This is a genomic window from Rhizobium sp. P32RR-XVIII (assembly GCF_012641395.1).
Lineage (GTDB): Bacteria > Pseudomonadota > Alphaproteobacteria > Rhizobiales > Rhizobiaceae > Rhizobium.
This window is the reverse complement of the sequence record NZ_JABAIH010000002.1, coordinates 776,208-800,817: the sequence shown is the minus strand read 5'-3', so window position 1 is coordinate 800,817 and position 24,610 is coordinate 776,208. Positions and strand designations below refer to the sequence as shown.

Below are 24,610 nucleotides of genomic sequence, written 5' to 3'. Positions count from 1 at the left end.
AACGGCGCTTTGCTGCCGGATAATCGAGGGACACCTGTTTCCGGTCCCCCCGCCTGCAAGCCAGCTTTGGTGCGGGTAGAGAGACTTGAACTCCCACGCCTTGCGGCACCAGAACCTAAATCTGGCGTGTCTACCAATTTCACCATACCCGCGTTCTCAAAAACCGCATGCAAATGCCTGCACATGAGGCCTTCCGGAGCGCGGCGTCTCTATATCACCCGATTTGGAGGAGGCAAAGGAAAAATGAAGGGCAAATGACAGGGATTTTAAGGGTGCACAGTGGCTTTCAGCGAAGTTAGTAGAGCGGCTCCTCATAAGATGGCTTCCCGTCCACAAGCAGGCTGCGGATCTGTGCAGTGCCATCGGCCGATACGCGGGCCGCGATCGAAACGTTGCCGTTCTGCCGGGCCTCCTCCAATGGCTTGCCCTGGCCCTCTGGCACATAGTAGCGCTCGATCCCGTATTCGACGCGAATGTTGTCCGTTGCATTCACAGCGTAGTTGTAGAAAGGACGGCTCTTGAGCACGACGCTTTCGGCTCCTTTCGGAAGCGGCTGGAACGACGATTCGGTAATGCCCCAGAAGCCATCCGGCTGCTTTTTCAACCGAACCCACATCGTTTGCTCGCCCGCTTCGGCAGGCAGCGGGCCAACAACCGTTCGCGCCGGCACCGACGAAATTTCGTAATTCAGCACGACGTAGTCGCCGCGCAGGAAATCGCGCGGATCGACAGGAGCGGTTTTCAGCAGCACCTCGGCGCCGCTGCGCAGGATCTCCGCACGGCTTTCGATCACATAGCCCAGAATGATCGTTTGGAGCGACGCAGCGATGACTGCGGCGATGAGATAGCCCCTGGCCAACCGAAGCTTATACGAGAATTCGCTCATTGGACCACCTCGGCGGAGTTCGCGGCGAAGCGCCGCTCAAGCCGGATCACCACCCAGGCGACAACGGCCACGAGCAGCCCGGACAGGAGGAAGAGGCTTGATGTTCCGAGTATGGAGCCGACCGTAACCGAAGCAAGATAAAAGATCTCGCCAGCAAACATGGCGTAGGCAAGATAGCGCACAGCGCCATTATCCCGCCCCTGAAATGCGATCGCGAGCACAGCCGCGGCAAGCGTCAGCACGCCGAGAAGCACCAGCCTCCAGCCGTCATCCACCTGCATATGAAGCAAAAGGAGCCCGATGGCGGCAATCAGGAAGGCGTAGAAGGCCGGGGCAGCACCCGCACTTCTGACAATACGGGAATTGCGCAGTGGTGGCACGCTGAGTGCCAGGAAGACGGCCATTCCACAAATCGCAAAGGCAAGCGCGACGGCGATACGCTCATCCAATGTATAAAGCCAGGTGAGCCAGCCGACGACGAGCAGATAGGCCAGATGCCGGGCGCGATCAGCTCCGGTGAAACGGACCAGCGCGATGGTGATCAATGCCATGATGGGTGGCGCCCATGGATCGACGCCAACCCAACGGGTGTCGAAGGTCGATAGATAGACCGCAAAGGAGCCCCAGGACAGAAAGCCTGCCGTGGCGGTGACGGCACTCGACCTGAACAGTGCGGCGGTAACTGCCGCAACCGCGAACCATAGATACATGACGGTCTGCTCGTCGCCCGACAGATGATACATCTGCCCGATGAGCGAGATCGCGCCGCCGAAGCTCAAGGCGCCGATAACGAGCAGGCCGCTCGCTGCCGCCGACGCCCCGCGCGCCAGGAAGTACGCGGCACCGAGATAAACCGTCCAGATCAGAGCCAAGATCGCACCGACGCGGATCAGTCGCGGGATCGCCTCCCAATTGGACGCGACAAGCAGCAGGACCGCGGCAGCCAAAAGGATTGCGGCGAGCACCATCAGCACATTGCCGAGACTGAAGCTCGCCGGGCGACTGTCATACTCCCCAAGCAACAGTTCGGCTGTCGTCTCGGTCAGAAGACCCTTCTCGACCCAAAGCGAAAGATCCCGCTCCAACCGGCCCCGATACATTGCTGCCTCCGTCCCAACGGCTTCCTAAGTACCGTTATAAATGGCGGAGCGTCTTTCGCAATCTCCCTGCCCGAACACCCCAGGAGTTGCCCATGCTAACTTGGGAGCGATTATTCATTCTGCGTTAACAGACTGGAGCTAATATTACGGCGCAAGCTAAGGCATGCGCAGAGTGCATGACCACCATGATGATATTGCACTGCACAATAATGGCTGAGGCTATTATATAGATAGCTAACAAGCGCGGGCGTGGCGGCCCGGCCCGGTTTACCGGAAGCCTGCGGACATAAGTCCGTAACGAAATTCGGAGAGCGACCTCCTCCTCCCAGCGCTCCCGATAGACTGGCAACACGCCTCCTCCCAGTTGTCAGTCACTCAAACGAGCCCACCGGATCCTCCCCCGGTGGGCTTTTTGTTTGGCCTACAGGAGGGTTTTCAAGCACCACTCGCCCCAAGCCTCGGGATGGCCATTCTGCCTATTCATTGACCAGCAGGCCGCGAAACACTTCAATTCTTCTGCAGAGAATTGCGCGCCATGCATAGGTGGAATGAAATCTTGTCTCTGTTAGGTCTGTGCGGCGCAACATATATACCACTCATCAAATAGAGGTCAGCGCCGATCGGCGGCAGCTGGCAGATCGCAAGCCCTAGGAAAGGGGACCCAAAATGAACTTCGCACGCTCTTTCAATAACTGGCGCAAGTACCGTCAGACGGTTACTGAACTCGGCCGCATGACCAACCGCGAATTGCATGACCTCGGCATCGACCGTTCGGACATCCATCGCGTTGCTCGCGAGGCAGTGGCCCGCTAATTCAGGCGATTAGCGTCCTCCCAAGCTGATCTCCTTTTTCAAAAACGCCCGGTGCTTCGGCAACGGGCGTTTTCTTTTGCCGAGATTTCCGCTTCCTCAATGGTTGCGGCGAAAATCCCCGCATGTCTGCGGCTCAAGAAATGCCTCTTGCGTATTTATCGTGCACATCCTGCACAAATGCATAGCAGATGCATTTTCTTTGCACTGCACAATATCGCAGGGAGCTACTATATGAATGTCAAGCGCAGAGACGGCGATGGCGCCGCCCGCGAAGCAACATTCTAAGGAAGACGACAATGAACCCGATCCGCATTGCAAAGAGCTGGATTAGCTATCGCCGTACGATCAGCGAACTCGGCAACCTTTCGAACCAGACGCTTGCCGATATCGGCATCACCCGTTACGACATCCGCAACATCGCATCCCGCTCGTTCCGTTAATCGCTTCGAGCGTGATACATCCAAAACGGCGCCACTTTGGCGCCGTTTTCGTTTAGACACTGCCGCGGTATATACCTTGCTATACTCTTGATGGGGCGGAGAATTACTCCTGACCAAACATCACACTTTTTAATATACTTAAATCACTATGACTCTCTCAACGCATCCAAACTATTTAAGGTTGATGATATAGCGCATCGAGCATCATCCCCTATGCCGACGATGGGTTATTTCTAGCTGATTACCCTGCTGGACCCAACGAAGTAGGTGTTTAATCCGGGTAGCAAGGGTTGTATTTCCGTCTACTTGAGCTTCGGCGCAGTCCGCCCCACGTCGGGCTGGCAGGCGGACGAGAGGGTCGCTGCCAGGTTTCCCCGCACGAGCAATAACCGTAGCTGTGGCAAAAGCGCCGGCATCGGCGAGCGCGGACCCCGAAATTGTTTGGATTGGACTGTGGATCAGCAGCGGATTTGACGAGAGGTCGCCCTATTTCGCACGACTAGCGCTGAAGGCGGAAAGACCGACGGCTTAGTTCCGCCACCTGCCCGAGCCGTTAGCCTCGTTGTTGAAGAAGCGCGAGGCGGCCTCTGTACGGTTTCGTACATTCATCTTCTTGTAGATGTTTCGCACGTGCACCTTCACTGTATTCTCAGAGAGATGCAGCTCATCGGCGATGATCTTGTTTTGCGTGCCCTTGCAGATCAGATCCAGGATCTGCACTTCGCGCGTGGTGAGCGCGGAGAGATCGCCCTGGCGGAGCTTGAGCGCACCCGCTCCAGCTGCGGCGACGGACTTTGTCTCGTAGAGCGACTTCTCCGGTGGCCCGGCCTGGTTGGTGAGCCGGTTGAGCAATGCCGAAGGGAAATGCTCGCCGCCCTTCATCAGAAGGTCGACCGCCGCCATGAAAACGTCCAAGCGAAGATTGAGCGGCAGCACGCCGTCGATAACTCGCGCCTCAACAAGCCGGTTGACATAGGGCTCCAGCATATCGATTGCTTCAATGACCAGGCCGATCGATGTCGAGGGGTGATTTTCCCGTACGATCTGAAGCGCCTCGTTAAGCTCGGAACCCGGTATATGGTAGAAGAGCACGAGCTTGGCTTCATTGGCTTCATTCTCCAGCATGGCCTTTGAATAGCCTTTGCTGACGACTTCGCAGCCTGCAAATTTCTTTGCCAAAGCCTCTGCCAGACATTCAGAGAACAAATCTGCGTTCGCAATAACCAGTATGATGTCTCCGGCCGGGCCGAACTTTCGGCTTTGGTCGGCATCCCCCGTCTTTGACGCCGTCATGAACATTTTACGCCTCCCCTGGCGCTACACGTTACAGATGCCTCTGAGCAATCGCTGCGAAGATGTTCCAATTGGTGCGGTTTCAGGTTTCTGCGGTAGTTAGTTAGACATTTCTTAATTATCGTAATATGAACAGGCCGGGAAGGAAATGGCCCAAAAGTGTTAGTTTTTGTGAATCATCAGTAATATTTCTTAGTGTTACGGTTGCATTTTGCTTATTTAAGACTGAAATCCGCGTATGTCTCTCAGTATTCTTACTAAGAAATGGTATCCGTACTGTGATAATAAATCAAAAGCTATTTTGGTATTTCGCTTGCGTCTGCATGAATTGAAGATCTTCTTACTGAAGAAGCGGCTTGCAATGTTGAGCACGTAGAACTGGCGGCTCAGCACGGGCGCCCCTTAGAGATAACAAGAAGGTTCTGGAGTATTCCTCATCGAAACGGCACACCTGCCGACGGCGTCCTCACGGAGACCAGCAGGCAGAAACAGCCGCCCTGAGTCCTGCTTTTTTTCTGCGGGAGTTTCCTGTTTTCGCCAGGCGTGATATCAGCCGCGCATGAACAAGACCCCTTCCTATACTCCCATCCACGTCGTCGGCGGCGGGCTTGCCGGTTCCGAAGCTGCGTGGCAGATCGCAACTACCGGCGTGCCCGTCATCCTGCATGAGATGCGCGGCGTGCGCGGCACGGATGCGCACAAGACCGACGGCCTTGCCGAACTCGTCTGCTCCAACTCCTTCCGCTCCGACGATGCGACGAGCAATGCCGTCGGCGTCATCCATGCGGAAATGCGCATGGCGAATTCGCTGATCATGGCTTGCGCGGACAAACATCAGGTGCCCGCCGGCGGCGCGCTCGCCGTCGATCGCGACGGTTTTTCGGACGCGGTGACGAAGGCGATCCATGAGCATCCGCTCATCACCGTCGTGCGGGAGGAGATAACGGGACTGCCGCCGAAGGAATGGGACCTGGCGATTGTTGCCACCGGGCCGCTGACGGCCCCGTCCCTTGCTGCTGCAATCCAGGAAGAAACGGGTGCAGACGCGCTTGCCTTCTTCGATGCAATCGCCCCGATCGTCTATCGCGACAGCATCGATATGGATATCTGCTGGTATCAGTCGCGCTACGACAAGGTCGGCCCCGGCGGCACGGGCAAGGACTATATCAACTGTCCGATGAACGAAGAGCAGTACAACGCCTTCGTCGATGCGCTGATTGCGGGCGACACCGTGGGCTTCAAGGAATGGGAAGGCACGCCCTATTTCGACGGGTGCCTGCCGATCGAAGTGATGGCGGAACGCGGCCGTGAGACGCTCCGCCACGGCCCGATGAAGCCGATGGGACTTACGAACACGCACAATCCGGCGGTAAAGGCCTATGCGGTCGTTCAGCTGCGGCAGGACAATGCTCTTGGCACGCTCTACAACATGGTCGGTTTCCAGACGAAACTGAAATATGGCGCCCAGGCTGAGATTTTCCGGATGATCCCAGGCCTGCAGAACGCCGAATTCGCCCGCCTCGGCGGCCTGCACCGCAATACCTACATCAACTCGCCGACGCTGCTTGATCCGTCACTGACACTGAAGTCCCGGCCCGGACTGCGGTTTGCAGGGCAGATCACCGGCTGCGAGGGCTATGTCGAAAGCGCGAGCGTCGGACTGCTGGCCGGGCGCCTCGCCGCTGCCGAACGCAAAGGCGAAGCGGTTTCGCTGCCGCCTGCAACGACTGCCCTGGGTTCGCTGCTCGGCCACATCACCGGCGGGCATATCGTCACCGACGAGGAACCGGGCAAGCGTTCCTTCCAGCCGATGAACATCAATTTCGGTCTCTTCCCGGAACTGCAGCCGGGCTCCATCGTCAAGCCGGAAGGCGTCAAGCGCTTCCGCGGCAAGGACAAGACCATAATGAAGCGGCAGCTGATCGCCAAGCGGGCGCTTGCCGATTGTGCCGCATGGCTCGGCCAGAGCGTGCCTGTTGCAGAGAGCGCTTGAACGTTATTGAGTGTTGGCTGCCGGCTTTTCTGCCGGTGGCAGCGCAAGATCGGCATCGGCGACGTAGTTGCCGAGCAGCCAGAGCGCCACTTCGGAGGCTTCCTTGGCGGAAGCGAATTCGAAGGCGCCGTTGTGATGCGGGTGATCGAGGAAATCGATAACCAGCCCCCTGCCCGTTTCAGAACTGACGACCCGCACCCTGCCCGGCTCGAGCACGTGGCAGGAGAAGTGACGGTGCATGTTGCGCATGAAGCCCGCCTTGTTGTCATGCAGGCGAACGAAAACCACCTGGCCGTCACCGGTCGCCTGGAGCTGGCGGATTGCCTCGTTCGGAAAGGCGCGGTTGAACTCCAGAATAGCGAGGCCGGTGTCTCGAAAGCCCTCCTCATCCTTGTTCCGGACAGCCATTCGGGTGGCGACGAAGGCGAGGAGAACCACGAGGGCGAACAGAATGCACCAGACGATAATGCTCAACGCCGTTTCTCCAGTTCCAGCTTAGCGGTCATTCACCCCTAGCACTCCAGGCTTGCGCGAGTGTGAACAGGCTAGGGCCTGACCCTAGATCTTCCTGCGCATCAGCGCCAAGGTCATGCTCAGCTGCCGGCGCCATTGCGGCGGCTGCAGCGACTGCTCGAAGACCGAGGCGCCGACCTTTTGGGCCTTCATGAGGACCGGCCCGGCAAGCGTAGCGGGCAGGAAGGCCGGGACAACAGCCGGTGGGAGCGCGACAGCGCGAGCTCTTGCCAGATGATCGCGGCCGAGACCTGCGAAGGCTTCGATCGCAGCTGAAATGCGTGCTTTATCCTTGCCTGCGAGGAAGCTGTCGCGGTCGAGCCCCGTGGCGCTCAGGATTTCGAGCGGAATGTAAAGCTGCCCCCGATGGCGGTGCAGCGGCATCAACAGCAGCATGCCGGCGATCGCCTGCGCGACGCCCGCATGGCCCGCCGATTCGGCCGATTTCGCGGCCTCTTCCGCCGACAGGACAAGGCTTGCAAGCTGGATCAGCGCCGATGCCGTTTCCCCGGCATAGCCTTCAAGCGACGTGCGCGTTTCCATGGGATCGTCGTAGAGATCGAAGATGCGGGCATCGACCATGTCGACCAGCGTCTGGCGTGGCAGGCGGTGTGCCTCAATCGCACTCAACAAGGCTGCGCCGACAGGATTGGCCTGCGTCGAGCCGTGAGCGCTACCCTCCAGGAGATCGCGCCAGTATTGCATGCGGACTTCGCCGGGCAGCGGCTCGTGCACCAGATCGCGAACGCGCGCGAGTTCGGCGTTGAAGGCGTAGAGGGCTGCAAGATCACCCCGCTTGTCCGCGGGAGACAGCAGGCAGGCGAGATAGCGGTCGCGATCGCTGTCGCGCAGCATGGCCAGGCAGATGTCCTGGTTGCTCATCGACTTGTCCGTCATTGGTCAGACCGCGATCAGAGCCGCTGCGACGGCGCGGGATTCTGCAAGCATGATGTTGAAGGTGCGAACAGCAGCGCCAGTGCTCATCGGATCGGAAGAGATGCCCAGAGCCCTCAGCCTATCCTTCAGCTCCTGGGGCAGCCGGCGGAGCTCTGTGCCCGTGCCGACGAGCAGAACTTCGATGTCTCCAGCCTCTGCCAGCACCTTCTTGAAATCTTCAACCGAAAGCGGCTTCGACATGTCCATATCCCAGCCGTAGATGCCGGAGGGAAGGCATAGGATGGAGCCGCGATGGGACATGTCGGCGAAGCGAAAGCCGCCGTTGCCGTATGCGTCGATGGGAGCGCGGCCGGGGAAATGCGCCTCGCGGATTTCTATGCCTCTAGCCATGACTACACTGGGGCCTTTCCGGATCTTTCGTCGGCTGCCGCGTCCTCATCCTCATCGAAGACTTTCGGCCGAAGCCTGAAGAGGATCAATACCGGAGCGGCAATATAGATGGAGGAGAAGGTGCCGACGGCAACGCCGAAGAACATGACCAGCGAGAAGGATCGAATGACCTCTCCGCCGAAGAGAACGAGCGCAAGCAGCGCGAGCAGCGTCGTTGCCGCCGTCAGAATCGTGCGCGACAGCGTCTGGTTGATCGAGGCGTCGATGAGGATTGGCAGCGGCATCTGCGGGTAGCGCCTCAGGTTCTCACGCATGCGGTCGTAAACGACGACGGTATCGTTTAGCGAGTAGCCGACGATAACAAGCAAGGCTGCGATACTTGTCAGATTGAATTCAATGCCGGTGACGACGAAGAAACCGAGTGTCAGAATGACGTCGTGCAGCGTCGCGACGATCGCGCCGATCGCGAACTGCCATTCGAAACGGAGCCAAATGTAGATGACAATGGCGGCAAGCGCTGCAAGGATGCCGAGTGTTGCAGTCTTCGTCAGCTCGCCGGAAACCGCGGGGCCGACAACTTCGACGCGGCGGAAATCATATTGATCCGCGAGCTCGCTGCGCACGAGTGTTATCGCCGACTGCTCGGCATTTTCGCCGCCGCCCTGCGCTTCGATGCGGATCATGGCGCCTGAGGCATCACGGAGGCGTCTGACCTGGACTTCACCGAGGTTCAGCTCGCTCAGCCGCGTGCGAATATCCTCAAGATCAGCCGGCCCCTGCTTCGACTTTACCTCTATGAACGAGCCGCCGGTAAAATCGATGCCGAGATTCATGCCGATCGTGGTCACGGCCAGCATGGCGGCGAGCGAGAGGGCCGCAAGCGCGGTGAAGCTGTAGCGGCGAATGCCTATGAAGCGGATGCGCGTGCCATCGAAGACGTCTGCATGCACGCTCTTAGGCAAGTGCCTCAGACGCCGGCGGCGCACCCAGGCAAGGACCAGACGACGCGTGAAGGCGAAAGCGGTGAATGCCGTGGTCAAAATGCCGATTGCAAGCGTGACAGCGAAGCCACGGATTGCGTCGCTCCCAAGGTAGAAGAGGATTGCCGCGGCCAGGAGGGTCGTGATGTTGACATCGATGACCGTCCTAAAGGCTCTCGAATACCCCACCCGAATCGCCTGATCGACGCGCGTGCTGCCTCGGACCTCCTCGCGGATGCGCTCGTAGATCAGGACGCTGACATCGACTGCAATGCCGATCATCAGCACGATGCCCGCAACCCCAGGCAAGGTCAGCGGTGCGCCGAGCAGCGTGAGGACGGCCAAGATCATCATGATGTTGATTACAAGGGCAGCAGCGGCAATCACGCCGAGAACGCCGTAAAGCGCCACCATCAGCCCGACGACGAGAACGGCGCCGATAACCCCGGCGACAAGACCGGAATGAATGGACGAGGCACTGAGACCCGGATCGATCGTCCTTTCTTCGACGATAGTCAAAGTCGCGGGAAGTGGGCCGGAACGGAGCATCGCGGCAAGGTCCTCTGCCTCCTCCGTTGAATAGTCGAGTGGTATCAGGCCGGTATCAACTGTGATGGGCTCTCGGATAACCGGTGTCGCGATCACCTGATCGTCCAATAGAACTGCCAGCGACCGCCCGGCATTGTTCTGCGTCAACTCCGCGAATTGCTTCGCGCCCTCGGGACTGAAGCGAAAGGTGAGGTTGGAACTGTCGTCGCTCGCTCCCGGTTTGATCTGGAAATCGCGGAGATCTGCCGACGACAGGACTTGCCCGCGCTCGACCAGATATGCGTCCGGCGGGTCATCCCCCGAATAGACGATCCGCGAACGTGCCGGCATGTTGCCACCCATCGCATCCTCGGGTGACATGCTGCTGTCGATCAGGTGAAAGGAGAGCCGGCCTTCCTGACTTAGCAGATCCTTGAACCTCTGCGGGTCGGCAAGACCCGGCACCTGAACGGTCAACCGATCCGGCCCGCGAGTTTCGATGACCGGATCGATCCCGCCGGCCTCGATGGCGCGACGGCCGACGATATCGATCGATTGCGTCAAGGCTCCCGCGAGGCTGCGGTCGATCGCCTTGCCGGTGATCTGCAGCGTCAGCTGCCCGTCATCTGCTTTCGACAGCGTGATATCCGGGTCCCCGGCGCCAGCGGCCGGAACCGTCAACGGCGTCAAGACGGCGACGGCCTGATCGAGCTGGCTCGGATCGGTGATACGGACCTGGATGGTCTGTCCGGTGCCAGCAAGACCGGTATAGCGGATCCCAGCCTCGCGCAGTTTGCCGCGCACGCTTGCTACGGTGCTTTCGAGCCGCTCCTTGACAAGATCGGAGCGCTCCACCTTCAGCACGATATGCGAGCCGCCCTGAAGGTCGAGACCAAGCGTTACCCGCTTGTGGGGCAGCCAGCTCGGAAGCGAGGCATCCGGGACAAAATTGGGGGCGGCCACGACCGCCGCCGCCAAGACAATCAGCCAGATCAGAACGATTTTCCAACGGGAAAAATGGAGCATTATGGTCTCGACACTCTGATCCGGCTTTTCTGGCTGCCGGAATTACGCGGCGTCGGCCTTTACCGGTTCGCCCTTCACGCGAACGTCGGCGATACCGCTGCGGACCACCCTGACGCGGACCCCTTCGGCGATTTCGACCTCAACTTCCTTATCGTCGACAACCTTCGTCACCTTGCCGACGAGGCCGCCGGCCGTGACAACCTGATCGCCGCGACGGATCGCGTTCAGCGTTTCCGCCCGCTTCTTGGCCTGGGCTCGCTGCGGGCGGATCAGCAGGAAGTACCACACGACCATGAGCGGCACGAACAGGATGATCATTTCGAAGCCGGAGCCGAATGGCGACGCCGCGGAGTCCGTAGCGGCCTGGGCAAATGCCGGGGTGATAAACATGATAAGCTCCTCAGATGCGTGGCGGAGTATATCCGCCTATTCAGGTGGCCGGACTATAGTTGCGGCAAGAACGAATGCAACAAAAACAGCCTGAAGCCGTACCGATTCCCCTGTGTCATAACCTTTCCGCTGTGGAAAGGCCATGCTACCTCGCGTCGAAACCCCAAGGCTGGCAACGGCAACGGAATTCAGGAGACATACGATGGCCGAGGAACTGAACAGCGTCATTTTGCAGGAGCTGAGGCGGCTTGCTGATTCCATCGAGCGGCTGGCAGGTCCGAGACCCGGCGTCAACGACTGGAACGCCGCCGACTGTTTCGTCTGGTCCCCTGCCCGTCTCCACCTGCAACCTGTCCCGCGGCCGAACCGGGTGGCGCTGAAGCTCATTCGCGGCGTCGACCACGTGCGCGACATTCTGCACGAAAATACCGTGCGCTTCGCGGAGGGATTTCCAGCCAATAACGTACTGCTCTGGGGTGCCCGTGGCATGGGCAAGTCGTCGCTGGTCAAAGCGGTGCATGAGGATGTCCGCCGGGAAAGCGGCGTTTCCCTGAAGCTTGTCGAAGTGCATCGCGAAGACATCTCAAGCCTGCCGACGCTGCTTGATCTTCTGAAGGAGACGCCGCATCGTGTCATCGTTTTCTGCGACGACCTTTCCTTCGATCATGACGATACTGCCTACAAGTCATTGAAGGCAGCGCTCGACGGCGGCGTCGAGGGACGGCCGGACAACGTGGTCTTCTACGCCACATCCAACCGCCGTCACCTGCTGCCGCGGCATATGATGGAAAACGAGCAGTCGACGGCGATCAATCCGTCGGAGGCGGTCGAGGAGAAGGTGTCGCTTTCCGATCGTTTCGGCCTCTGGCTCGGCTTCCACAAATGCAGCCAGGAAGACTATCTCACCATGATCGACGGTTATGCCGACTACTTCAAGCTGACGCTCGATCGCGAGAAGATGTATGCAGAGGCGCTCGAATGGGCGACCACGCGCGGCGCGCGCTCCGGCCGCGTGGCCTGGCAGTACATACAGGATCTCGCTGGGCGCATGCGCATCACCCTCGCCCGAGATTAGGGTCCCAATCCTAATCAGTGGCTCCGGCTGTTGCAAAACGACAAAAGCCCGGCGGGAAGCCGGGCTTTTGCATGTTCCCGAGACGCTTGACCTACTCGAGGAATGTGATCGGATTGACCGGCGATGCGTCCTTGCGGACTTCGAAGTGGACCTGCGGCTGCTTCACGCTGCCGCTCATGCCGGAGACGGCAACGGTCTGGCCGCGCTGTACCTTCTGCCCACGCGTGACGCTCAGCGTATCAGCATTGCCGTAGACGGTGACGGTGCCGTCGTCGTGGCGAACGAGGACGGTATTGCCAAGCTGCTTCAAGCCGTTGCCGGCATAGATGACCACACCGTTTTCCGCGGCCTTGATCGGCGTGCCCTGCGGCACCGATATGTCGATGCCGTCGTTGCGGCTGCCGTTGACGTTGGCGCCGTAGGCAGCGATGACCGCGCCGCGGACCGGCCAGCGGTATTTGCCGATGCCGGTCGATTCCGGTGCGGCGGAGGCGACATCCGCCTTCTTCTCGACTTCATCGACCGTCTGCGTGGCAGCCGGGGTGTAGGAGGCGGGCTGGGCGGAAGCCGTCTCTGCCGCAGCGGATGCCGCGGGCGAAGCAGGCTTCGGTTGCGCCTTTACCGGGATAGACGCGGTTTTCGTCTGATCGGCAGACGCGGAGCCGTTCGGAATGGTCAGCGTCTGACCGATGCGGATCGAGCTTGCGGAAAGGTTGTTCGCCGCCTTGATGTCGTCGACCCTGGCGCCTGTCACCTTGGCGATCTTGGCGAGCGAGTCTCCCGGCTTTACGGTATAGGTACCGCCACCGGCATTCGGACCCTTGCCGGCACCGGCAGCGACCTTCCCGGTCGCGGGATCCGCGCCGGTCTGCGACTTGTCGCGAGCAGAGCCTGTGCCCGGCAACACCGCAACGTTCTGTTCCGGCATCTTCGAAGGCTGCGGAAGCTTGCCGCCCTTGGAGAAATCGGCCGCCTGCGCGGAAGCCTTGGCGGCGTTGCTGCCGCCATTGAAGGTCGGAATGAGGATCGTTTCGCCCGGCTTGATGGCCGCGGCCGACTTCATGTTGTTGGCGCGGAGAATTTCCTTTTCGGGAACGCCGTACCGTCTTGCAAGCGACGCGAGATTTTCTCCCGGGCGCACCATGACGGAGGGCGCATTGGACGCAGACCAGCCGGAGGCCTTCGGAGTCGTGCCGGTGGTGATCGGATCGGGCGCGGCAAGCTTCGGAGCCGGCTGGGTGCGCCGCGGCGCTTCGGTGACCGACGGAGCGGCCGGGAACGGCTGCGCCATAGCGACCTGCTTTTCCCGAGAAGGCGTCGATGGCGATGCTCCCGTCGGCGGCGCAAGGTCGGAGCGCTGGACCGAGACGGGGGCCGAAGCCATTCGGGCGTTGGACTGAACCGTTCCGGTGCTGGCCGGATAGGGTTGGTTCATAGCGACATTGCTGGAATTGTAAGACGGCTGCGTCATGCCGGGTTGAAGATCAGCTGTTGGGACCGGGTCACTCTGCAGGCCGCTCATGCTCCGGCGCGGTACAGACCCTGTCGTCATCTGATCCTGACCAGAGCCGGCGAATAGGCCGCCGAAACGTGTCACATCCGAGCTGCAGCCGGCTGCGGTGCTCGCCAGCAGGGCCACAAACATAAGATTACCGGCCGACTTTCCGAAGCTCGGCGAAACGCTGTAACGCATGACACGACCCACTATTTACTCAACCATTTGTGGGTATATTAAACCGCGTTAGTGTTACCACCCGGTTAAGGCGCTCAAATCAAGCGGATATTTTTGAGGAATTGATAACCATAGTTTTGCGGGTGAAAAGTCGCAGCCACCGGCAATCTTGGAAACGCCGGCGTCGAAGGCCTCAGAGCTGGGACGCGAGCCGCGGGACAATCGGCAGATAAGGAACCTCGAAAAGCTCTTCGCGTTCGAACCGGCTGCCGGTCTTGGTCAGCCGGACCATACGGCATTGATCCTCGGTGATCATCAGCGGCGCGATCATCGAACCGCCCGAAACCAACTGGTCCGCGTAGAAGCGGGGCATGGAGTTAAAAGCGGCCGTCACGAGGATGCGGTCGAACGTCCCCTCGCCCTGCAGGCCGTTGCTGCCATCGGCGTGGCGCACGATGATGCTGCGCAGACCGAGCTGGTCCATGCGGCGCTGCGCGTTCGTCGTCAGGGTCTTGTAGCGATCAACCGTCAGGACGCGCTCGGCCATGCGGCCAATGACGGCAGCCATGAAGCCGCTGCCGGTGCCGACTTCGAGCACGCGCTGGCCGGGCTTCACCTTGAGATGATGCAGGATGCGGATGGCGAGATCGACGCCTTCCAGGAACGAGCCGCACTCGATCGGGATCGTGCGGGTGGAATAGGCATCGTCGGCAAATTGCGGCGGTACAAACAGCGCGCGCGGCGTCTGCTCGACGGCCGTCAGCAGATTAATATCGGAAATGCCTTCGGACCGCAGCCTCAAGACGAGCGCTGCGAAACCTTCCTTCTCGACCTGCCGTACTGTCAAAGCGTTACTCCGTACCAGAAAGCGCCCGCGCCACGCGGTCCCTTACGGAATAATCGGTCAGATCCAGTTTCAAAGGTGTTACCGAAATCTTGTTATGCTTGAGCGCATGAATATCCGTGCCGTCGGAAAAGTCGCCGGCGCGCTCGCCGAACTTCAGCCAGTAGTATGGGAAGCCACGACCGTCGGAGCGCGCATCGACCTGCAGGTTGAAGGCGAGCTTGCCCTGGGCGGTGACTTCGACGCCCTGCACGTCTTCCGGACGGCAGCTCGGGAAATTGAGATTGAAGAAAGTGCCTTCCGGCAATTCGACATTCATCAGCTTTTCGAGAAGAGCCGGTGCATGCGTCTCGGCGACTTCCCAGGGCACCATGCGCACGCCATCGGAATAGACATAGGCCTGGCTCAGCGCGAAGGAGCGCACACCCTGCATCGTGCCTTCGATGGCGCCGGCTATGGTGCCGGAATAGGTGACGTCGTCGGCAACGTTCGAGCCGGAATTCACGCCGGAGAGCACAAGGTCCGGCTTGATGTCCATGACCTGCTTGATGCCCATGATGACGCAGTCGGTCGGCGTGCCGCGCAGCGCGAAGTGTTTCTCCGAGACCTGGCGCAGGCGAAGCGGTTCGGAAAGGCTCAGCGAATGCGCCAGGCCGCTCTGGTCCGTTTCGGGCGCGACGATCCACACGTCGTCAGACAGAGTGCGCGCAATCCGCTCAAGTGCCGAGAGACCTTCGGCATGAATGCCGTCGTCATTGGTGAGCAGAATGCGCATCGCTTCAGGCCGCCCGTTCGATCTTCGTCAAACCGCCCATATAGGGCAACAGCGCGTCCGGTATAGTAACCGAGCCGTCCTCGTTCAGGTAGTTTTCGAGGACCGCGATCAGGCAGCGGCCGACGGCGACACCGGATCCGTTCAGGGTGTGAACGAACTTCGTGCCCTTGTCGTCCTTGCCGCGGTAACGCGCATTCATGCGCCGCGCCTGGAAATCGCCGCAGACGGAGCAGGACGAGATTTCGCGGTAGGTGTTCTGTCCCGGCAGCCAGACCTCGATGTCGTAGGTCTTGCGGGCGCCAAAGCCCATGTCGCCGGTGCAAAGCGTCATCGTGCGGAAATGCAGGCCGAGGCGTTTCAGCACTTCCTCGGCGCAGGCAGTCATGCGCTCATGCTCGGCGATCGAGCTTTCGGCGTCGGTGATCGACACCAGCTCGCATTTCCAGAACTGGTGCTGGCGCAGCATGCCGCGCGTGTCCCGGCCAGCGGAGCCCGCCTCCGAGCGAAAGGACGGGGTCAGCGCCGTGAAGCGAAGCGGCAGCTTTTCCTGCTCCAGGATTTCGCCGGCGACAAGGTTCGTCAGGGTTACTTCCGCTGTCGGAATCAACCAGCGGCCATCGGTCGTTTTGAAAGAGTCTTCCGCGAACTTCGGAAGCTGGCCGGTGCCGAACATTGTCTCGCTGCGCACCATTAACGGAGAGCTGACTTCGGTATAGCCGTGCTCGCCGGTGTGAAGATCGATCATGAACTGGCCAAGCGCGCGCTCCAGCCGGGCAAGCTGGCCGGTCAGCACCGTGAAACGCGAACCGGACAGCTTGGCGGCGCGCTCGAAATCCATGTAGCCAAGCGCTTCGCCAATTTCGAAATGTTCCTTCGGCGTATGGTTCCAGCGCGGCTTGTCACCGACGGTGCGGGTAAGGACATTGTCGTGCTCGTCCTTGCCGACCGGCACGTCATCGAGCGGCACGTTCGGAATGCGCGACAGGGCATCGTTGAGCTCAGCCGTTAGCTGGCGCTCTTCGTCTTCGGCCGCCGGCAGCGAGACCTTCATCTCGGCGACTTCGGCCTTAAGCTTTTCGGCAAGCTCGCTGTTCTTCTGTGCCATCGCCGCGCCGATCTCCTTGGAGGCGGCATTGCGGCGGGAGAGCATGTCCTGGGCCTTCTGGATGGCCGAGCGGCGCTTCTCATCGAGCGCAATCAGGCTTTCGGACAAGGGCTCGGCACCACGCTTGGCAAGTGCCGCATCGAGCGCCTCGGGATTCTCACGGATCCATTTGATATCGAGCATTGTCGTTCCGGGGTCGTTACAAAAGACATGATCCGGCCAAAGCCTGACCGGGCCTCGACCGGATATTCTACATGCGTTCAGGAGGGAATTCCGGAGAACCGTTCAGACGCTGTCCGTCTTGGCAACATCTGCGGACCCATTCGCCTCTTCGACCGCCTGCGCCGCACGTTGGCGCTCCACGAGTCGCGCCGCGTAGATGGAAATCTCGTAGAGAAGGATCGTCGGCAGTGCAAGGCCGATCTGGGACATCGGATCGGGCGGCGTCAGTACCGCGGCGACGATGAAGGCGAGCACGATCGCGAACTTGCGCTTCTCGGCGAGCCATTGCGAGGTGAGCAAGCCGACGCGGGCGAGCAGCGTCGTGACGACCGGAAGCTGGAAAACCAGGCCGAAGGAAAAGACGAGCGTCATGATGAGGCTCAGATACTCCGAGACCTTCGGCAGCAGCGAGATTGCGACATCACCCTCCCCCGGCGCCTGCTGCATGGTCAGGAAGAACCACATGACCATCGGCGTGAAGAAGAAGTAAACCAGCGCGCCGCCCATCAAAAACAGGACCGGCGAAGCGATCAGGAACGGCAGGAAGGCTGCGCGCTCGTTCTTGTAGAGGCCGGGGGCAACGAACTTGTAGATCTGCGCGGCAATGATCGGGAAGGCGATCACAAGGCCGCCGAACATCGCGACCTTTACCTGCGTGAAGAAGAACTCCTGCGGAGCCGTGTAGATCAGCTGCGCCTTCGTGACATCGAGGCCTGCCCACTGGACAGCCCATTTGTAGGGGTAAACCAGGGCATTGAAGAGATGCTTGGCGAAGATGAAGCAGACGATGAAGGCGACGAAAAACGCACCGATCGACCAGATCAGCCGCGTGCGCAGCTCCATCAGGTGTTCGATCAATGGCTGCGGTTTGTCTTGGATGTCACCGCTCATGCCTCGTCCTTCTTCTTGGTGGCCGTCTTCTTCGGAGCGGCTGCGGTCTTCTTTGCCGGAGCAGTCTTGGCTACCGAGGCCGGCTTTGCGGACGCAGCGCGCTTCGGCTTTGTGGCGGCTGCTGAAACGACAGCAGCAGGTGCCGGCTTTTCAGCTGCAGCAGCGGCACGCGGCTTGCGGACGGCCTTCGGCTTCTCGGCAGCAACCGGTTCTGCGGGCACAGGCGCGGCCGGCGCTTCGGGTGCAGGCACGATCGGCGGAGTTTCCGGAAGGCTGAGCGATGGCGCTGGCGCCGCCACTTCCGTCTTGTTCTCCTCCGCGGGCTTATCAGCCCTTGTTGCGTTCTGCAGATCGGCCTTGATCTCGTTACCCATCTCGCGAAGTGGGTTCATTGCCTCGCGCAGGCTGTTGACCGGGTTAAGCCGCTGCGCGTCGCTGATCGTCTGACGCACGTCGTCAAGCTCCGCTTCCCGCAGCGCCTCGTCGAACTGGGCGCGAAATTCGCCTGCCACCTTGCGGGCACGCTGCGTCATCTTGCCGAATGCGCGCAGCATAGGCGGCAAATCCTTGGGACCGACAACCACGATCAAAACGACCGCGATGACAAGCAACTCGGTCCAGCCAATATCGAACATTCAAGGCTCCTGACGGGGAAGTGGGGCAACCACCCGTTCCCAGGCTTATTACTTGGTTTCGTCGGCCTTGTGATCGACGGTCTTTGCCGTTTCCGGTGCGTCGTCGTCGTTCATGCCCTTCTTGAAGCTTTTGATGCCCTTGGCGACGTCGCCCATCAGTTCCGGAATCTTGCCACGGCCAAACAACAACAGCACGATCGCCAGGACGATGAGCCAGTGCCACATGCTAAAGGAACCCATTCCGCATACTCCTATTGCGTTATCCGTTCGATGTAAGAGTTTCCAACACGGTTTCCAACATCGAACCTCCCTAAATTGACGCTTAATGTCATGGGTTCGCCCATGATGACAAGTCATCCGGGCCTCGAATTATGGCAATCGGCATTGTTTTCGCCCTCGGTGTCAAAACAAAGACCGAATCACATTAATCTTGAGAGGCGCCGCCAGGGGTCAGAAGGCCCAGTTCTTCAAGATCCAACTGCGTAATCGGATCTTCGTCCTCGGCCAGTTCGTCGCTCATCAGCGGCGATGGAACATTGAAGTTTGCGGGGATACGGCCGGAGAGCAGGCCCGCCCCCTTCAGCTCTTCGAGTCCAGGCAGATCACGAATTTCCTCGAGGCCGAAATGATCGAGGAAATCGCGTGTGGTGCCGAGCGTCACAGGCCGGCCGGGGGTGCGGCGGCGGCCGCGGAAACGCACCCAGCCTGCTTCCATCAGCACATCCAACGTGCCGCGCGAGGTCTGCACGCCGCGGATATCCTCGATCTCTGCGCGAGTCACCGGCTGGTGATACGCAATGATCGCCAGAACCTCGAGCGCGGCCCGCGACAGCTTCTTCACCTCGTTCTCGTCACGGCGAATGATGAAAGAGAGATCGGCAGAGGTGCGGAAGGCCCAGGCGTCATCCACCTGGACGAGATTGACGCCGCGCGGGGCATATTGCTCCTTAAGCCTGAGCATAATGGCGCGCACGTTGAAATGCCGCGGAAGGCGATCCGCGATGAAGCCCTCCGAAACCGGCTGCGAGGAGGCAAAGACCAGAGCCTCGGCGATGCGCTCGGCCTCCACCTCCGCCTGGTAATCCTCACGAGACGCGACCTCGTTGCGCATATCTTCGCTCAAATCAATCAACTGGCCTCTCCTGCTCGACCACCTGCAGGGTCGCGTGCTTCGGTCCCCGGCGCATATAGAGCGGCTCGAAGGCGCCTTCCTGGCGGATCTCCAGCTTGCCCTCGCGCGCGAGTTCAAGGGAGGCCGCAAAGGCACTGGCGATTGCGGTGACGCGCTCTTCAGGCGATGCCATGTAACGCAGCAGGTATTGCTCCAGGGCCGTCCAGCCACCGACCTCCCCGAGCATGCGCGTCAACAGTTCGCGGGCATCGGTCAGAGACCAGACATTGCGGCGCGCGATCGTCACCTGCGTCACCGTCTGGCGCTGGCGAAGCGAGGCGTATGCGGTCAGAAGATCATACAGGCTCGCCTCGTAGGCGGATCGCTGCCGGTCAGGAATATGCTCGGGTGCTCCGCGGGAAAAGACATCGCGGCCAAGACGGTTGCGGTTCGTGAGCCCGTTTGCTGCCTCGCGCATGGCTCCCAGGCGCTTCAGGCGGAAGGCTAGCGTTGCGGCCATCTCCTCGCCGGAGGGGCCGTCGTCCTTGACCTGCTGCGGGATCAGCAGGCGGGACTTCAGATAAGCCAGCCAGGCCGCCATCACGAGATAGTCCGCGGCAAGCTCGATACGGATGCGGCGGGCGGTTTCGACGAACTGCAGATACTGTTCGGCCAGCGCCAGCACCGAGATCCGCGACAGGTCGACCTTCTGATTGCGGGCGAGATAGAGCAGAAGGTCGAGCGGGCCTTCGAAACCGGCAACGTCGATCACCAGCGCGGGCTCATGGCTCGCGCGCTCGCCGCCGTTATCCTCCCAGAGCTTATCCATCGGCGTTGCCGCCGTCGGTGTCTGCTCCGTGCCCTTCACCGTGTTCAAGCCAGCTCCTCTTCTTCGCGCTCAGACCGATGCAAACATTCCGTCGAATTCGGCGCGGATCGCCGCCTCCTCTGCCGCATCGGCTTTGGGGAAGCCCGCCAGCACGGCATCTGCCCGTTCAAGCGAGGCGCCCGCCAAGATGGGCGTGTTGGCCACGACCTGCTGCATCTCGTCCATATGGCCATTACAATGCAGCACGATATCACATCCGCCTGCAATGATATTCGCCGCCCGCTCGGCGATTGTTCCTGCCAGCGCATTCATGGAGGTATCATCGGAAAGCAACAGGCCCTTGAAGCCGATCCGCCCCCGGATCACGCCGTCGATCACCTTGCGCGAGGTGGTTGCCGGATTGTCGGGATCTATCGCCGTGAAGACGACGTGGCAGGTCATCGCCATCAACTCGTTCTTCATGGCAATGAAGGGCGGGAAGTCGTGCGCCTCAAGCTCATCGCGGGAGGCAGTGACGACCGGCAGTTCGTGGTGGGAATCGGCAAAGCCGCGGCCATGGCCCGGCATATGCTTCATGACCGGCAGCACGCCGCCGGCCTTCAGCCCCTCGGCAGCCGCCCGCCCCATATCGGCGACGGTTTTCGGATCGCCTCCATAGGCGCGGTTGCCGATGACGCTGCTGCTTCCCTCCACCGGCACGTCGAGAACAGGCAGGCAATCCACGTTGATGCCGAACTTCAGAAGGTCGAAAGCGTGCAGTCGCGACATCAGCCAGGCGGCGCGCAGCCCCTGCTCCCGATCCCGGCGGTATATATCCCCGAGCGCTTCGCCGGAGGGATAATGATGCAGGATCGGCTGGCGGATGCGCTGCACGCGTCCGCCCTCCTGATCGATCAGCACCGGCGCATGCCAGCCGACGCTTTCGCGCATTTCGGCGACCAAGTCGGCAATCTGCTGCGGCTCGGAAATGTTGCGCCCGAAGAGGATGAATCCCCAGGGCCGCTCGGCCCTGTAAAAGGTCTTCTCTTCGGAGGTCAGGGACAGGCCGCTACAGCCCAGGATCATCGCTTTTGATTCGGTCATATGCGAATCATAGAGGCTGGCACCGAAAAGGCGAGTAAGGTCAAGCGCCATTCACAGGAAAGCAGGCAATAAAAAACGGCGGGAGTTACCCGCCGCTTTCGTATCGAAAAGTCGACCGCTTATTTGGAAATCAGGCAACTTCCACCGGCGGCACGATACTGTCCGCAAAGAGCTGCCGCTTCGTCCTTGGAGCCGGCCGGGATACGGAGGCGGTAGAACGTCCCCTTGCCGGCGATGTCGGCCTTGCGAACTTCGAAGCTGCGGCCAGCAAGGACGCTCGAAAATTTCTTCGACAGGCTCGCAAAGGTCTTGTTTGCCTCGGCCTCGGACGGCAGCGAGGCGATCTGCATGGCGTAACCACCGCTCGGGGCGGCCTGCTGCGGCTGGGCGGCGGCAGGCTCGGCCGATGCGACCTCGGCGGGCTTCGGCTGCTGCTCGGCCGGGCGAACCTTACCCCTCTCGGTAACGGTGCCGACGACGTTCACCGGCTGCTCGGTCGGACGGGCGGAGGGAATCGGCGCGGTATCGGCCGGCTTCTCAGCCAAAGGCGCCGCCTGAGCCGGGCTGGCCGGCTGATCCTCGAAACTCGCCGCATCCGCGGCGGCAGCCTTCTGCAAACCAGACGGAGAAGCCTGCTGTGCGGGAGGCAGAGGAGCAACCGGGGTCGTCTGGACCGGGGTCGCACGGATGTCGGCGGAGGCAACCTCGTTGTTCGCCGGGAAGCTTGCCGCCGAGCCACCGGCTGCAGCCGCAGGCGCAGGCGCCTGAGCGACCGGCTGTTCGACCGGTTCGGCAGGCTCGTCGCGAGCCACAAGCGTTCCGTCCGGCTTGACGATCATCGTGCGAACCTTGCGCGGGGCAATGGCCAGCGGCCGATCGCCATTTTCCGCGGCGTCCGTCGCGGCTGTATTGTCCGCCGCAGTTTCGCTCGGCAGCAGGCGCGGATCCTGCGTATCCTCGACCGGGGTGCTCACCGCAGCATCGTTGATGACGCTCTCGTTATCTTCCGGCAGAGCGTCGGGCGCCAGCGTGCGCTGAACGACATCGACCGGCTCTTCGTCCGACGAAACCAGCGCCTTCTGCTTTGGCGCTTCGGTCGCACCCGCAACGCGATCATAGACTGCCTTGTCCTGGTTCGGCACAGTCTTGCCGCCCGGATTCTCCGGCACGATCTTGATCGGATCCTTGTCGGCCATAATGACCGGCGGTTCGCCGCCGGCAATGCCGAGGCCGCCGTCCGTGACCATGGAATAGACGCCGTAGGCGCCACCCGCGAAGATGACGACGAGCGCTGCGGCGGCAAGCAGCCGCTTCATGCTGCGAGCCCGGCTCAGGTCCTCGGCTTCAGTCGCGGATTGGATACGGACCTCGGCCGGCGCTTCTGTGCGGCGGATGGGCTCGCGAACGCTGCGACGGAAATCCTCCTCGAGCGCACGCTCAAATTCGTCCGGGCCACCTGCTGGCTGCGGCCTGGCCGAAGCCACCGGAGCAACAGGAGCCGCTGCGACGACCGCCGCGGCAGCGGAAGTCGTCCAAGCAGCTGCGGGAGGCGCCCAAGCCGGTGCGGCCGGCGTCGGCGCCACCGGGGCCGGCGTTTCGAACAGGCTTGCAATCTCCACATCGACATCGAAATCGAAATCATTTGCCGCAGCAATCGGTGCAGGCTGCTCCACCGGGGGCAGCGTCGGCACGTGCATGTCTTCAACCGCCTCGGGGTGCTGGTCAGCCTCGGCGATCATCGCCGCATCGAAAGGCAGCTCTTCGTCCGTGTCTTCCACAACGGGCAAGCTTCTCACGGCCGCAGGAGCTGGCGCTTCGTAAACCGGAGCAACGGCGGCCTGGACGGCGGGCCGCGCCGCAGCGGCGAACGAAGGCGCCGCAACGGCAACTGGAGCGGGCGCCGGCTCAGGCGCCTGCTGCTTTGCCGACTCGGCGAAATCGAAATCAGCGAGTTCGAGTTCGATGCCCTCAAGATCGAGTTCGAAGTCATGGCCGGCAAACGGATCTTCGATGTCATCCGCCTGCGATGCCACGGGCTCGGCGGCTGCCTTGAATTCGGCAGCGGGAGCGGGAGTTACAACAGCGGCAGGTGCGGCGACAAAGGGTTCCCACTGCTCGAACGCCTCGGCGGGTTCGGCCGCAGGCTCCATCGAGCTGCGCTGAGGCACAGGGTAACGCGATACATCCGCCAGGAGGTCGTCGAGATCAAAGGCGATAGACTCTTCCTCAGGAAGAGCTTCCGTCAGTGCGGCGTCCGCTTGCACGGCTCCTTCCGTGGCGGCAGCAACGAGATCGAAAGGCTCGACCTCAATGGGCGCTTCTTCGGCAACGGGCGGCTCCAAGGGTGCCTCGTGCGCCGCCACTTCCTCGTGGCGATCGAGTTCGGCTGGATAGCCCTGAGTGGCCGTGGCTACGAATTCCTGGGCAGCATCGAAGGCAGCCGGCTCTGCGGCTGGTTCGGGCTGGGCAACGGGCTCCGGTTGCGGCGGGGCAGCGGCAGCTGCGGGCTCCGGCTCGGGAGCTGCAAATGCTTCCACCGAATGCGCTTCAACTGGCGCCTCGCGGCGAACCGCGTGGAAGTTTGCGAGAGGCAGCCTGATGCTGGCAGCGGCCCATTGCGGCACCTTGGCGGAAGGCTGCGGATTTTGAACGGCAGTACCACCGATCGAAAGCTCAAGCTCCTCGATCAGATCGCGGGCACCACCGGAAACAGGTTCGGGACGCGCGGGAGCCGCCCAATCGGCAGCAGAAAGGAGGGCGGCCTCCTCCGAAACCGGCGAGGTCGCGGGCGACGGCTCGACAGGTTCCGGCTCGACGACGGCGTCAGCGGCGGGATAGTCATATTCTTCGACGGCGGGCTCAGCCGGGCGATCGAGAGCGGCGAGCGGACGGGGAGCATCGAAACGCTCGAATTCGCGAAGCAGCTCGTCCTCGAGATTGAACGCCGGCTCCTGCCGGGGCACGTCCGGAATCGTATTTGCGGCTACACGCGGCTCAAAGCCGACGATTCGCGCAAGCTCGGCAAGCGGATCATCCTCATCGAAATGATCCGTCTTCTTTCGCGCATCATACGCCAGTTGTTTGTCAGCCATACCCATCCCACTCGTAAACCAACGCGG

23 protein-coding genes and 1 tRNA gene are annotated in these 24,610 nt (G+C 61.1%); 4 read left to right on the top strand and 20 right to left on the bottom strand.

The features are described 5' to 3' along the window. Nucleotides 1-67 precede the first annotated feature (67 nt). The 3 genes from HGP14_RS09095 to HGP14_RS09085 form a co-directional block, all read right to left on the bottom strand. Nucleotides 68-152, bottom strand: a tRNA-Leu gene (locus tag HGP14_RS09095). A gap of 143 nt (nucleotides 153-295) precedes the next feature. Then, on the bottom strand, nucleotides 296-886 hold the full coding sequence (locus HGP14_RS09090) for a GDYXXLXY domain-containing protein (protein WP_168829483.1): 591 nt from the start codon (nucleotides 884-886) through the stop codon (nucleotides 296-298). Further along, nucleotides 883-1,986: a DUF2157 domain-containing protein gene (locus tag HGP14_RS09085; protein ID WP_168829482.1), complete on the bottom strand. Its 1,104-nt coding sequence runs from the start codon at nucleotides 1,984-1,986 to the stop codon at nucleotides 883-885. The genes HGP14_RS09090 and HGP14_RS09085 overlap by 4 nt, the downstream gene beginning before the upstream one ends. 666 nt (nucleotides 1,987-2,652) lie before the next feature. Between HGP14_RS09085 and HGP14_RS09080 the strand changes: the two genes are divergently transcribed. Both HGP14_RS09080 and HGP14_RS09075 read left to right on the top strand, forming a co-directional pair. Next, complete coding sequence (locus tag HGP14_RS09080; RefSeq protein WP_168829481.1) at nucleotides 2,653-2,799, top strand: DUF1127 domain-containing protein; 147 nt, start codon at nucleotides 2,653-2,655, stop codon at nucleotides 2,797-2,799. Nucleotides 2,800-3,095: 296 nt separating this feature from the next. Continuing rightward, nucleotides 3,096-3,239 (top strand): DUF1127 domain-containing protein, encoded by a 144-nt coding sequence (locus HGP14_RS09075; protein WP_168829480.1) that lies wholly within the window; start codon nucleotides 3,096-3,098, stop codon nucleotides 3,237-3,239. Between the two features lie 528 nt (nucleotides 3,240-3,767). Here the strand turns inward: HGP14_RS09075 and HGP14_RS09070 are convergent. After that, complete coding sequence (locus HGP14_RS09070; protein ID WP_168829479.1) at nucleotides 3,768-4,538, bottom strand: helix-turn-helix transcriptional regulator; 771 nt, start codon at nucleotides 4,536-4,538, stop codon at nucleotides 3,768-3,770. 553 nt (nucleotides 4,539-5,091) lie between these two features. Between HGP14_RS09070 and trmFO the strand changes: the two genes are divergently transcribed. Then, nucleotides 5,092-6,525: a methylenetetrahydrofolate--tRNA-(uracil(54)-C(5))-methyltransferase (FADH(2)-oxidizing) TrmFO gene (gene trmFO / locus HGP14_RS09065; protein ID WP_168829478.1), complete on the top strand. Its 1,434-nt coding sequence runs from the start codon at nucleotides 5,092-5,094 to the stop codon at nucleotides 6,523-6,525. A gap of 3 nt (nucleotides 6,526-6,528) precedes the next feature. On the opposite strand, the gene HGP14_RS09060 is transcribed toward trmFO, so the two are convergent. The 5 genes from HGP14_RS09060 to yajC form a co-directional block, all read right to left on the bottom strand. After that, complete coding sequence (locus tag HGP14_RS09060; RefSeq protein WP_168829477.1) at nucleotides 6,529-6,999, bottom strand: hypothetical protein; 471 nt, start codon at nucleotides 6,997-6,999, stop codon at nucleotides 6,529-6,531. Between the two features lie 84 nt (nucleotides 7,000-7,083). Continuing rightward, complete coding sequence (locus HGP14_RS09055) at nucleotides 7,084-7,935, bottom strand: phytoene/squalene synthase family protein (protein WP_168829476.1); 852 nt, start codon at nucleotides 7,933-7,935, stop codon at nucleotides 7,084-7,086. A 3-nt stretch (nucleotides 7,936-7,938) separates the two neighbouring features. Continuing rightward, nucleotides 7,939-8,325: an Mth938-like domain-containing protein gene (locus tag HGP14_RS09050; RefSeq protein WP_168829475.1), complete on the bottom strand. Its 387-nt coding sequence runs from the start codon at nucleotides 8,323-8,325 to the stop codon at nucleotides 7,939-7,941. Nucleotides 8,326-8,327: 2 nt separating this feature from the next. Next, on the bottom strand, nucleotides 8,328-10,859 hold the full coding sequence (gene secDF, locus HGP14_RS09045; RefSeq protein WP_168829474.1) for a protein translocase subunit SecDF: 2,532 nt from the start codon (nucleotides 10,857-10,859) through the stop codon (nucleotides 8,328-8,330). Nucleotides 10,860-10,901: 42 nt separating this feature from the next. Then, nucleotides 10,902-11,249 carry a preprotein translocase subunit YajC gene (gene yajC / locus HGP14_RS09040; protein WP_168829473.1) on the bottom strand — a complete coding sequence of 116 codons (348 nt, stop codon included), beginning with the start codon at nucleotides 11,247-11,249 and terminating at the stop codon, nucleotides 10,902-10,904. Between the two features lie 202 nt (nucleotides 11,250-11,451). Between yajC and HGP14_RS09035 the strand changes: the two genes are divergently transcribed. Then, nucleotides 11,452-12,324 carry an ATP-binding protein gene (locus tag HGP14_RS09035; protein WP_168829472.1) on the top strand — a complete coding sequence of 291 codons (873 nt, stop codon included), beginning with the start codon at nucleotides 11,452-11,454 and terminating at the stop codon, nucleotides 12,322-12,324. 91 nt (nucleotides 12,325-12,415) lie between these two features. Here HGP14_RS09035 and HGP14_RS09030 read toward each other — a convergent pair whose 3' ends face one another. The 11 genes from HGP14_RS09030 to HGP14_RS08980 form a co-directional block, all read right to left on the bottom strand. Next, the gene (locus HGP14_RS09030) at nucleotides 12,416-14,017 is read right to left on the bottom strand and encodes a peptidoglycan DD-metalloendopeptidase family protein (RefSeq protein ID WP_168829471.1); all 1,602 of its coding nucleotides are present in this window, start codon (nucleotides 14,015-14,017) and stop codon (nucleotides 12,416-12,418) included. A 172-nt stretch (nucleotides 14,018-14,189) separates the two neighbouring features. Next, nucleotides 14,190-14,843 carry a protein-L-isoaspartate(D-aspartate) O-methyltransferase gene (locus HGP14_RS09025; RefSeq protein WP_168829470.1) on the bottom strand — a complete coding sequence of 218 codons (654 nt, stop codon included), beginning with the start codon at nucleotides 14,841-14,843 and terminating at the stop codon, nucleotides 14,190-14,192. Nucleotides 14,844-14,847: 4 nt separating this feature from the next. Further along, on the bottom strand, nucleotides 14,848-15,615 hold the full coding sequence (gene surE / locus HGP14_RS09020; RefSeq protein ID WP_168829469.1) for a 5'/3'-nucleotidase SurE: 768 nt from the start codon (nucleotides 15,613-15,615) through the stop codon (nucleotides 14,848-14,850). A gap of 4 nt (nucleotides 15,616-15,619) precedes the next feature. Continuing rightward, entirely contained in the window at nucleotides 15,620-16,903 is a 1,284-nt protein-coding gene (gene serS / locus HGP14_RS09015; protein WP_168829468.1) for a serine--tRNA ligase, read from the bottom strand. A gap of 102 nt (nucleotides 16,904-17,005) precedes the next feature. Continuing rightward, nucleotides 17,006-17,833: a twin-arginine translocase subunit TatC gene (gene tatC, locus HGP14_RS09010; RefSeq protein WP_168829467.1), complete on the bottom strand. Its 828-nt coding sequence runs from the start codon at nucleotides 17,831-17,833 to the stop codon at nucleotides 17,006-17,008. Beyond that, nucleotides 17,830-18,468 carry a Sec-independent protein translocase protein TatB gene (gene tatB / locus HGP14_RS09005; RefSeq protein WP_168829466.1) on the bottom strand — a complete coding sequence of 213 codons (639 nt, stop codon included), beginning with the start codon at nucleotides 18,466-18,468 and terminating at the stop codon, nucleotides 17,830-17,832. The genes tatC and tatB overlap by 4 nt, the downstream gene beginning before the upstream one ends. 48 nt (nucleotides 18,469-18,516) lie before the next feature. Continuing rightward, nucleotides 18,517-18,708 (bottom strand): twin-arginine translocase TatA/TatE family subunit, encoded by a 192-nt coding sequence (locus HGP14_RS09000; RefSeq protein WP_168829465.1) that lies wholly within the window; start codon nucleotides 18,706-18,708, stop codon nucleotides 18,517-18,519. Nucleotides 18,709-18,892: 184 nt separating this feature from the next. Continuing rightward, nucleotides 18,893-19,579 (bottom strand): SMC-Scp complex subunit ScpB, encoded by a 687-nt coding sequence (gene scpB / locus HGP14_RS08995; RefSeq protein WP_168829635.1) that lies wholly within the window; start codon nucleotides 19,577-19,579, stop codon nucleotides 18,893-18,895. A gap of 13 nt (nucleotides 19,580-19,592) precedes the next feature. After that, nucleotides 19,593-20,456, bottom strand: a complete 864-nt coding sequence (locus HGP14_RS08990; RefSeq protein WP_168829464.1) for a segregation and condensation protein A — start codon at nucleotides 20,454-20,456, stop codon at nucleotides 19,593-19,595. A gap of 21 nt (nucleotides 20,457-20,477) precedes the next feature. Then, nucleotides 20,478-21,491, bottom strand: a complete 1,014-nt coding sequence (gene nagZ, locus HGP14_RS08985; protein ID WP_168829463.1) for a beta-N-acetylhexosaminidase — start codon at nucleotides 21,489-21,491, stop codon at nucleotides 20,478-20,480. Nucleotides 21,492-21,610: 119 nt separating this feature from the next. Beyond that, nucleotides 21,611-24,583, bottom strand: a complete 2,973-nt coding sequence (locus tag HGP14_RS08980) for an SPOR domain-containing protein (RefSeq protein WP_168829462.1) — start codon at nucleotides 24,581-24,583, stop codon at nucleotides 21,611-21,613. Nucleotides 24,584-24,610: the final 27 nt, after the last annotated feature.

Excerpts from the sequence above, each read along its gene's own strand:
- HGP14_RS09090 (WP_168829483.1), bottom strand. The coding sequence starts at position 886 with ATGAGCGAATTCTCGTATAAGCTTCGGTTGGCCAGGGGCTATCTCATC.
- HGP14_RS09085 (WP_168829482.1), bottom strand. The coding sequence starts at position 1,986 with ATGTATCGGGGCCGGTTGGAGCGGGATCTTTCGCTTTGGGTCGAGAAG.
- HGP14_RS09080 (WP_168829481.1), top strand. The coding sequence starts at position 2,653 with ATGAACTTCGCACGCTCTTTCAATAACTGGCGCAAGTACCGTCAGACG.
- HGP14_RS09075 (WP_168829480.1), top strand. The coding sequence starts at position 3,096 with ATGAACCCGATCCGCATTGCAAAGAGCTGGATTAGCTATCGCCGTACG.
- HGP14_RS09070 (WP_168829479.1), bottom strand. The coding sequence starts at position 4,538 with ATGTTCATGACGGCGTCAAAGACGGGGGATGCCGACCAAAGCCGAAAG.
- trmFO (WP_168829478.1), top strand. The coding sequence starts at position 5,092 with ATGAACAAGACCCCTTCCTATACTCCCATCCACGTCGTCGGCGGCGGG.
- HGP14_RS09055 (WP_168829476.1), bottom strand. The coding sequence starts at position 7,935 with ATGACGGACAAGTCGATGAGCAACCAGGACATCTGCCTGGCCATGCTG.
- HGP14_RS09050 (WP_168829475.1), bottom strand. The coding sequence starts at position 8,325 with ATGGCTAGAGGCATAGAAATCCGCGAGGCGCATTTCCCCGGCCGCGCT.
- secDF (WP_168829474.1), bottom strand. The coding sequence starts at position 10,859 with ATGCTCCATTTTTCCCGTTGGAAAATCGTTCTGATCTGGCTGATTGTC.
- yajC (WP_168829473.1), bottom strand. The coding sequence starts at position 11,249 with ATGTTTATCACCCCGGCATTTGCCCAGGCCGCTACGGACTCCGCGGCG.
- HGP14_RS09035 (WP_168829472.1), top strand. The coding sequence starts at position 11,452 with ATGGCCGAGGAACTGAACAGCGTCATTTTGCAGGAGCTGAGGCGGCTT.
- HGP14_RS09030 (WP_168829471.1), bottom strand. The coding sequence starts at position 14,017 with ATGCGTTACAGCGTTTCGCCGAGCTTCGGAAAGTCGGCCGGTAATCTT.
- surE (WP_168829469.1), bottom strand. The coding sequence starts at position 15,615 with ATGCGCATTCTGCTCACCAATGACGACGGCATTCATGCCGAAGGTCTC.
- serS (WP_168829468.1), bottom strand. The coding sequence starts at position 16,903 with ATGCTCGATATCAAATGGATCCGTGAGAATCCCGAGGCGCTCGATGCG.
- tatC (WP_168829467.1), bottom strand. The coding sequence starts at position 17,833 with ATGAGCGGTGACATCCAAGACAAACCGCAGCCATTGATCGAACACCTG.
- tatB (WP_168829466.1), bottom strand. The coding sequence starts at position 18,468 with ATGTTCGATATTGGCTGGACCGAGTTGCTTGTCATCGCGGTCGTTTTG.
- HGP14_RS09000 (WP_168829465.1), bottom strand. The coding sequence starts at position 18,708 with ATGGGTTCCTTTAGCATGTGGCACTGGCTCATCGTCCTGGCGATCGTG.
- scpB (WP_168829635.1), bottom strand. The coding sequence starts at position 19,579 with ATGCGCAACGAGGTCGCGTCTCGTGAGGATTACCAGGCGGAGGTGGAG.
- nagZ (WP_168829463.1), bottom strand. The coding sequence starts at position 21,491 with ATGACCGAATCAAAAGCGATGATCCTGGGCTGTAGCGGCCTGTCCCTG.
- HGP14_RS08980 (WP_168829462.1), bottom strand. The coding sequence starts at position 24,583 with ATGGCTGACAAACAACTGGCGTATGATGCGCGAAAGAAGACGGATCAT.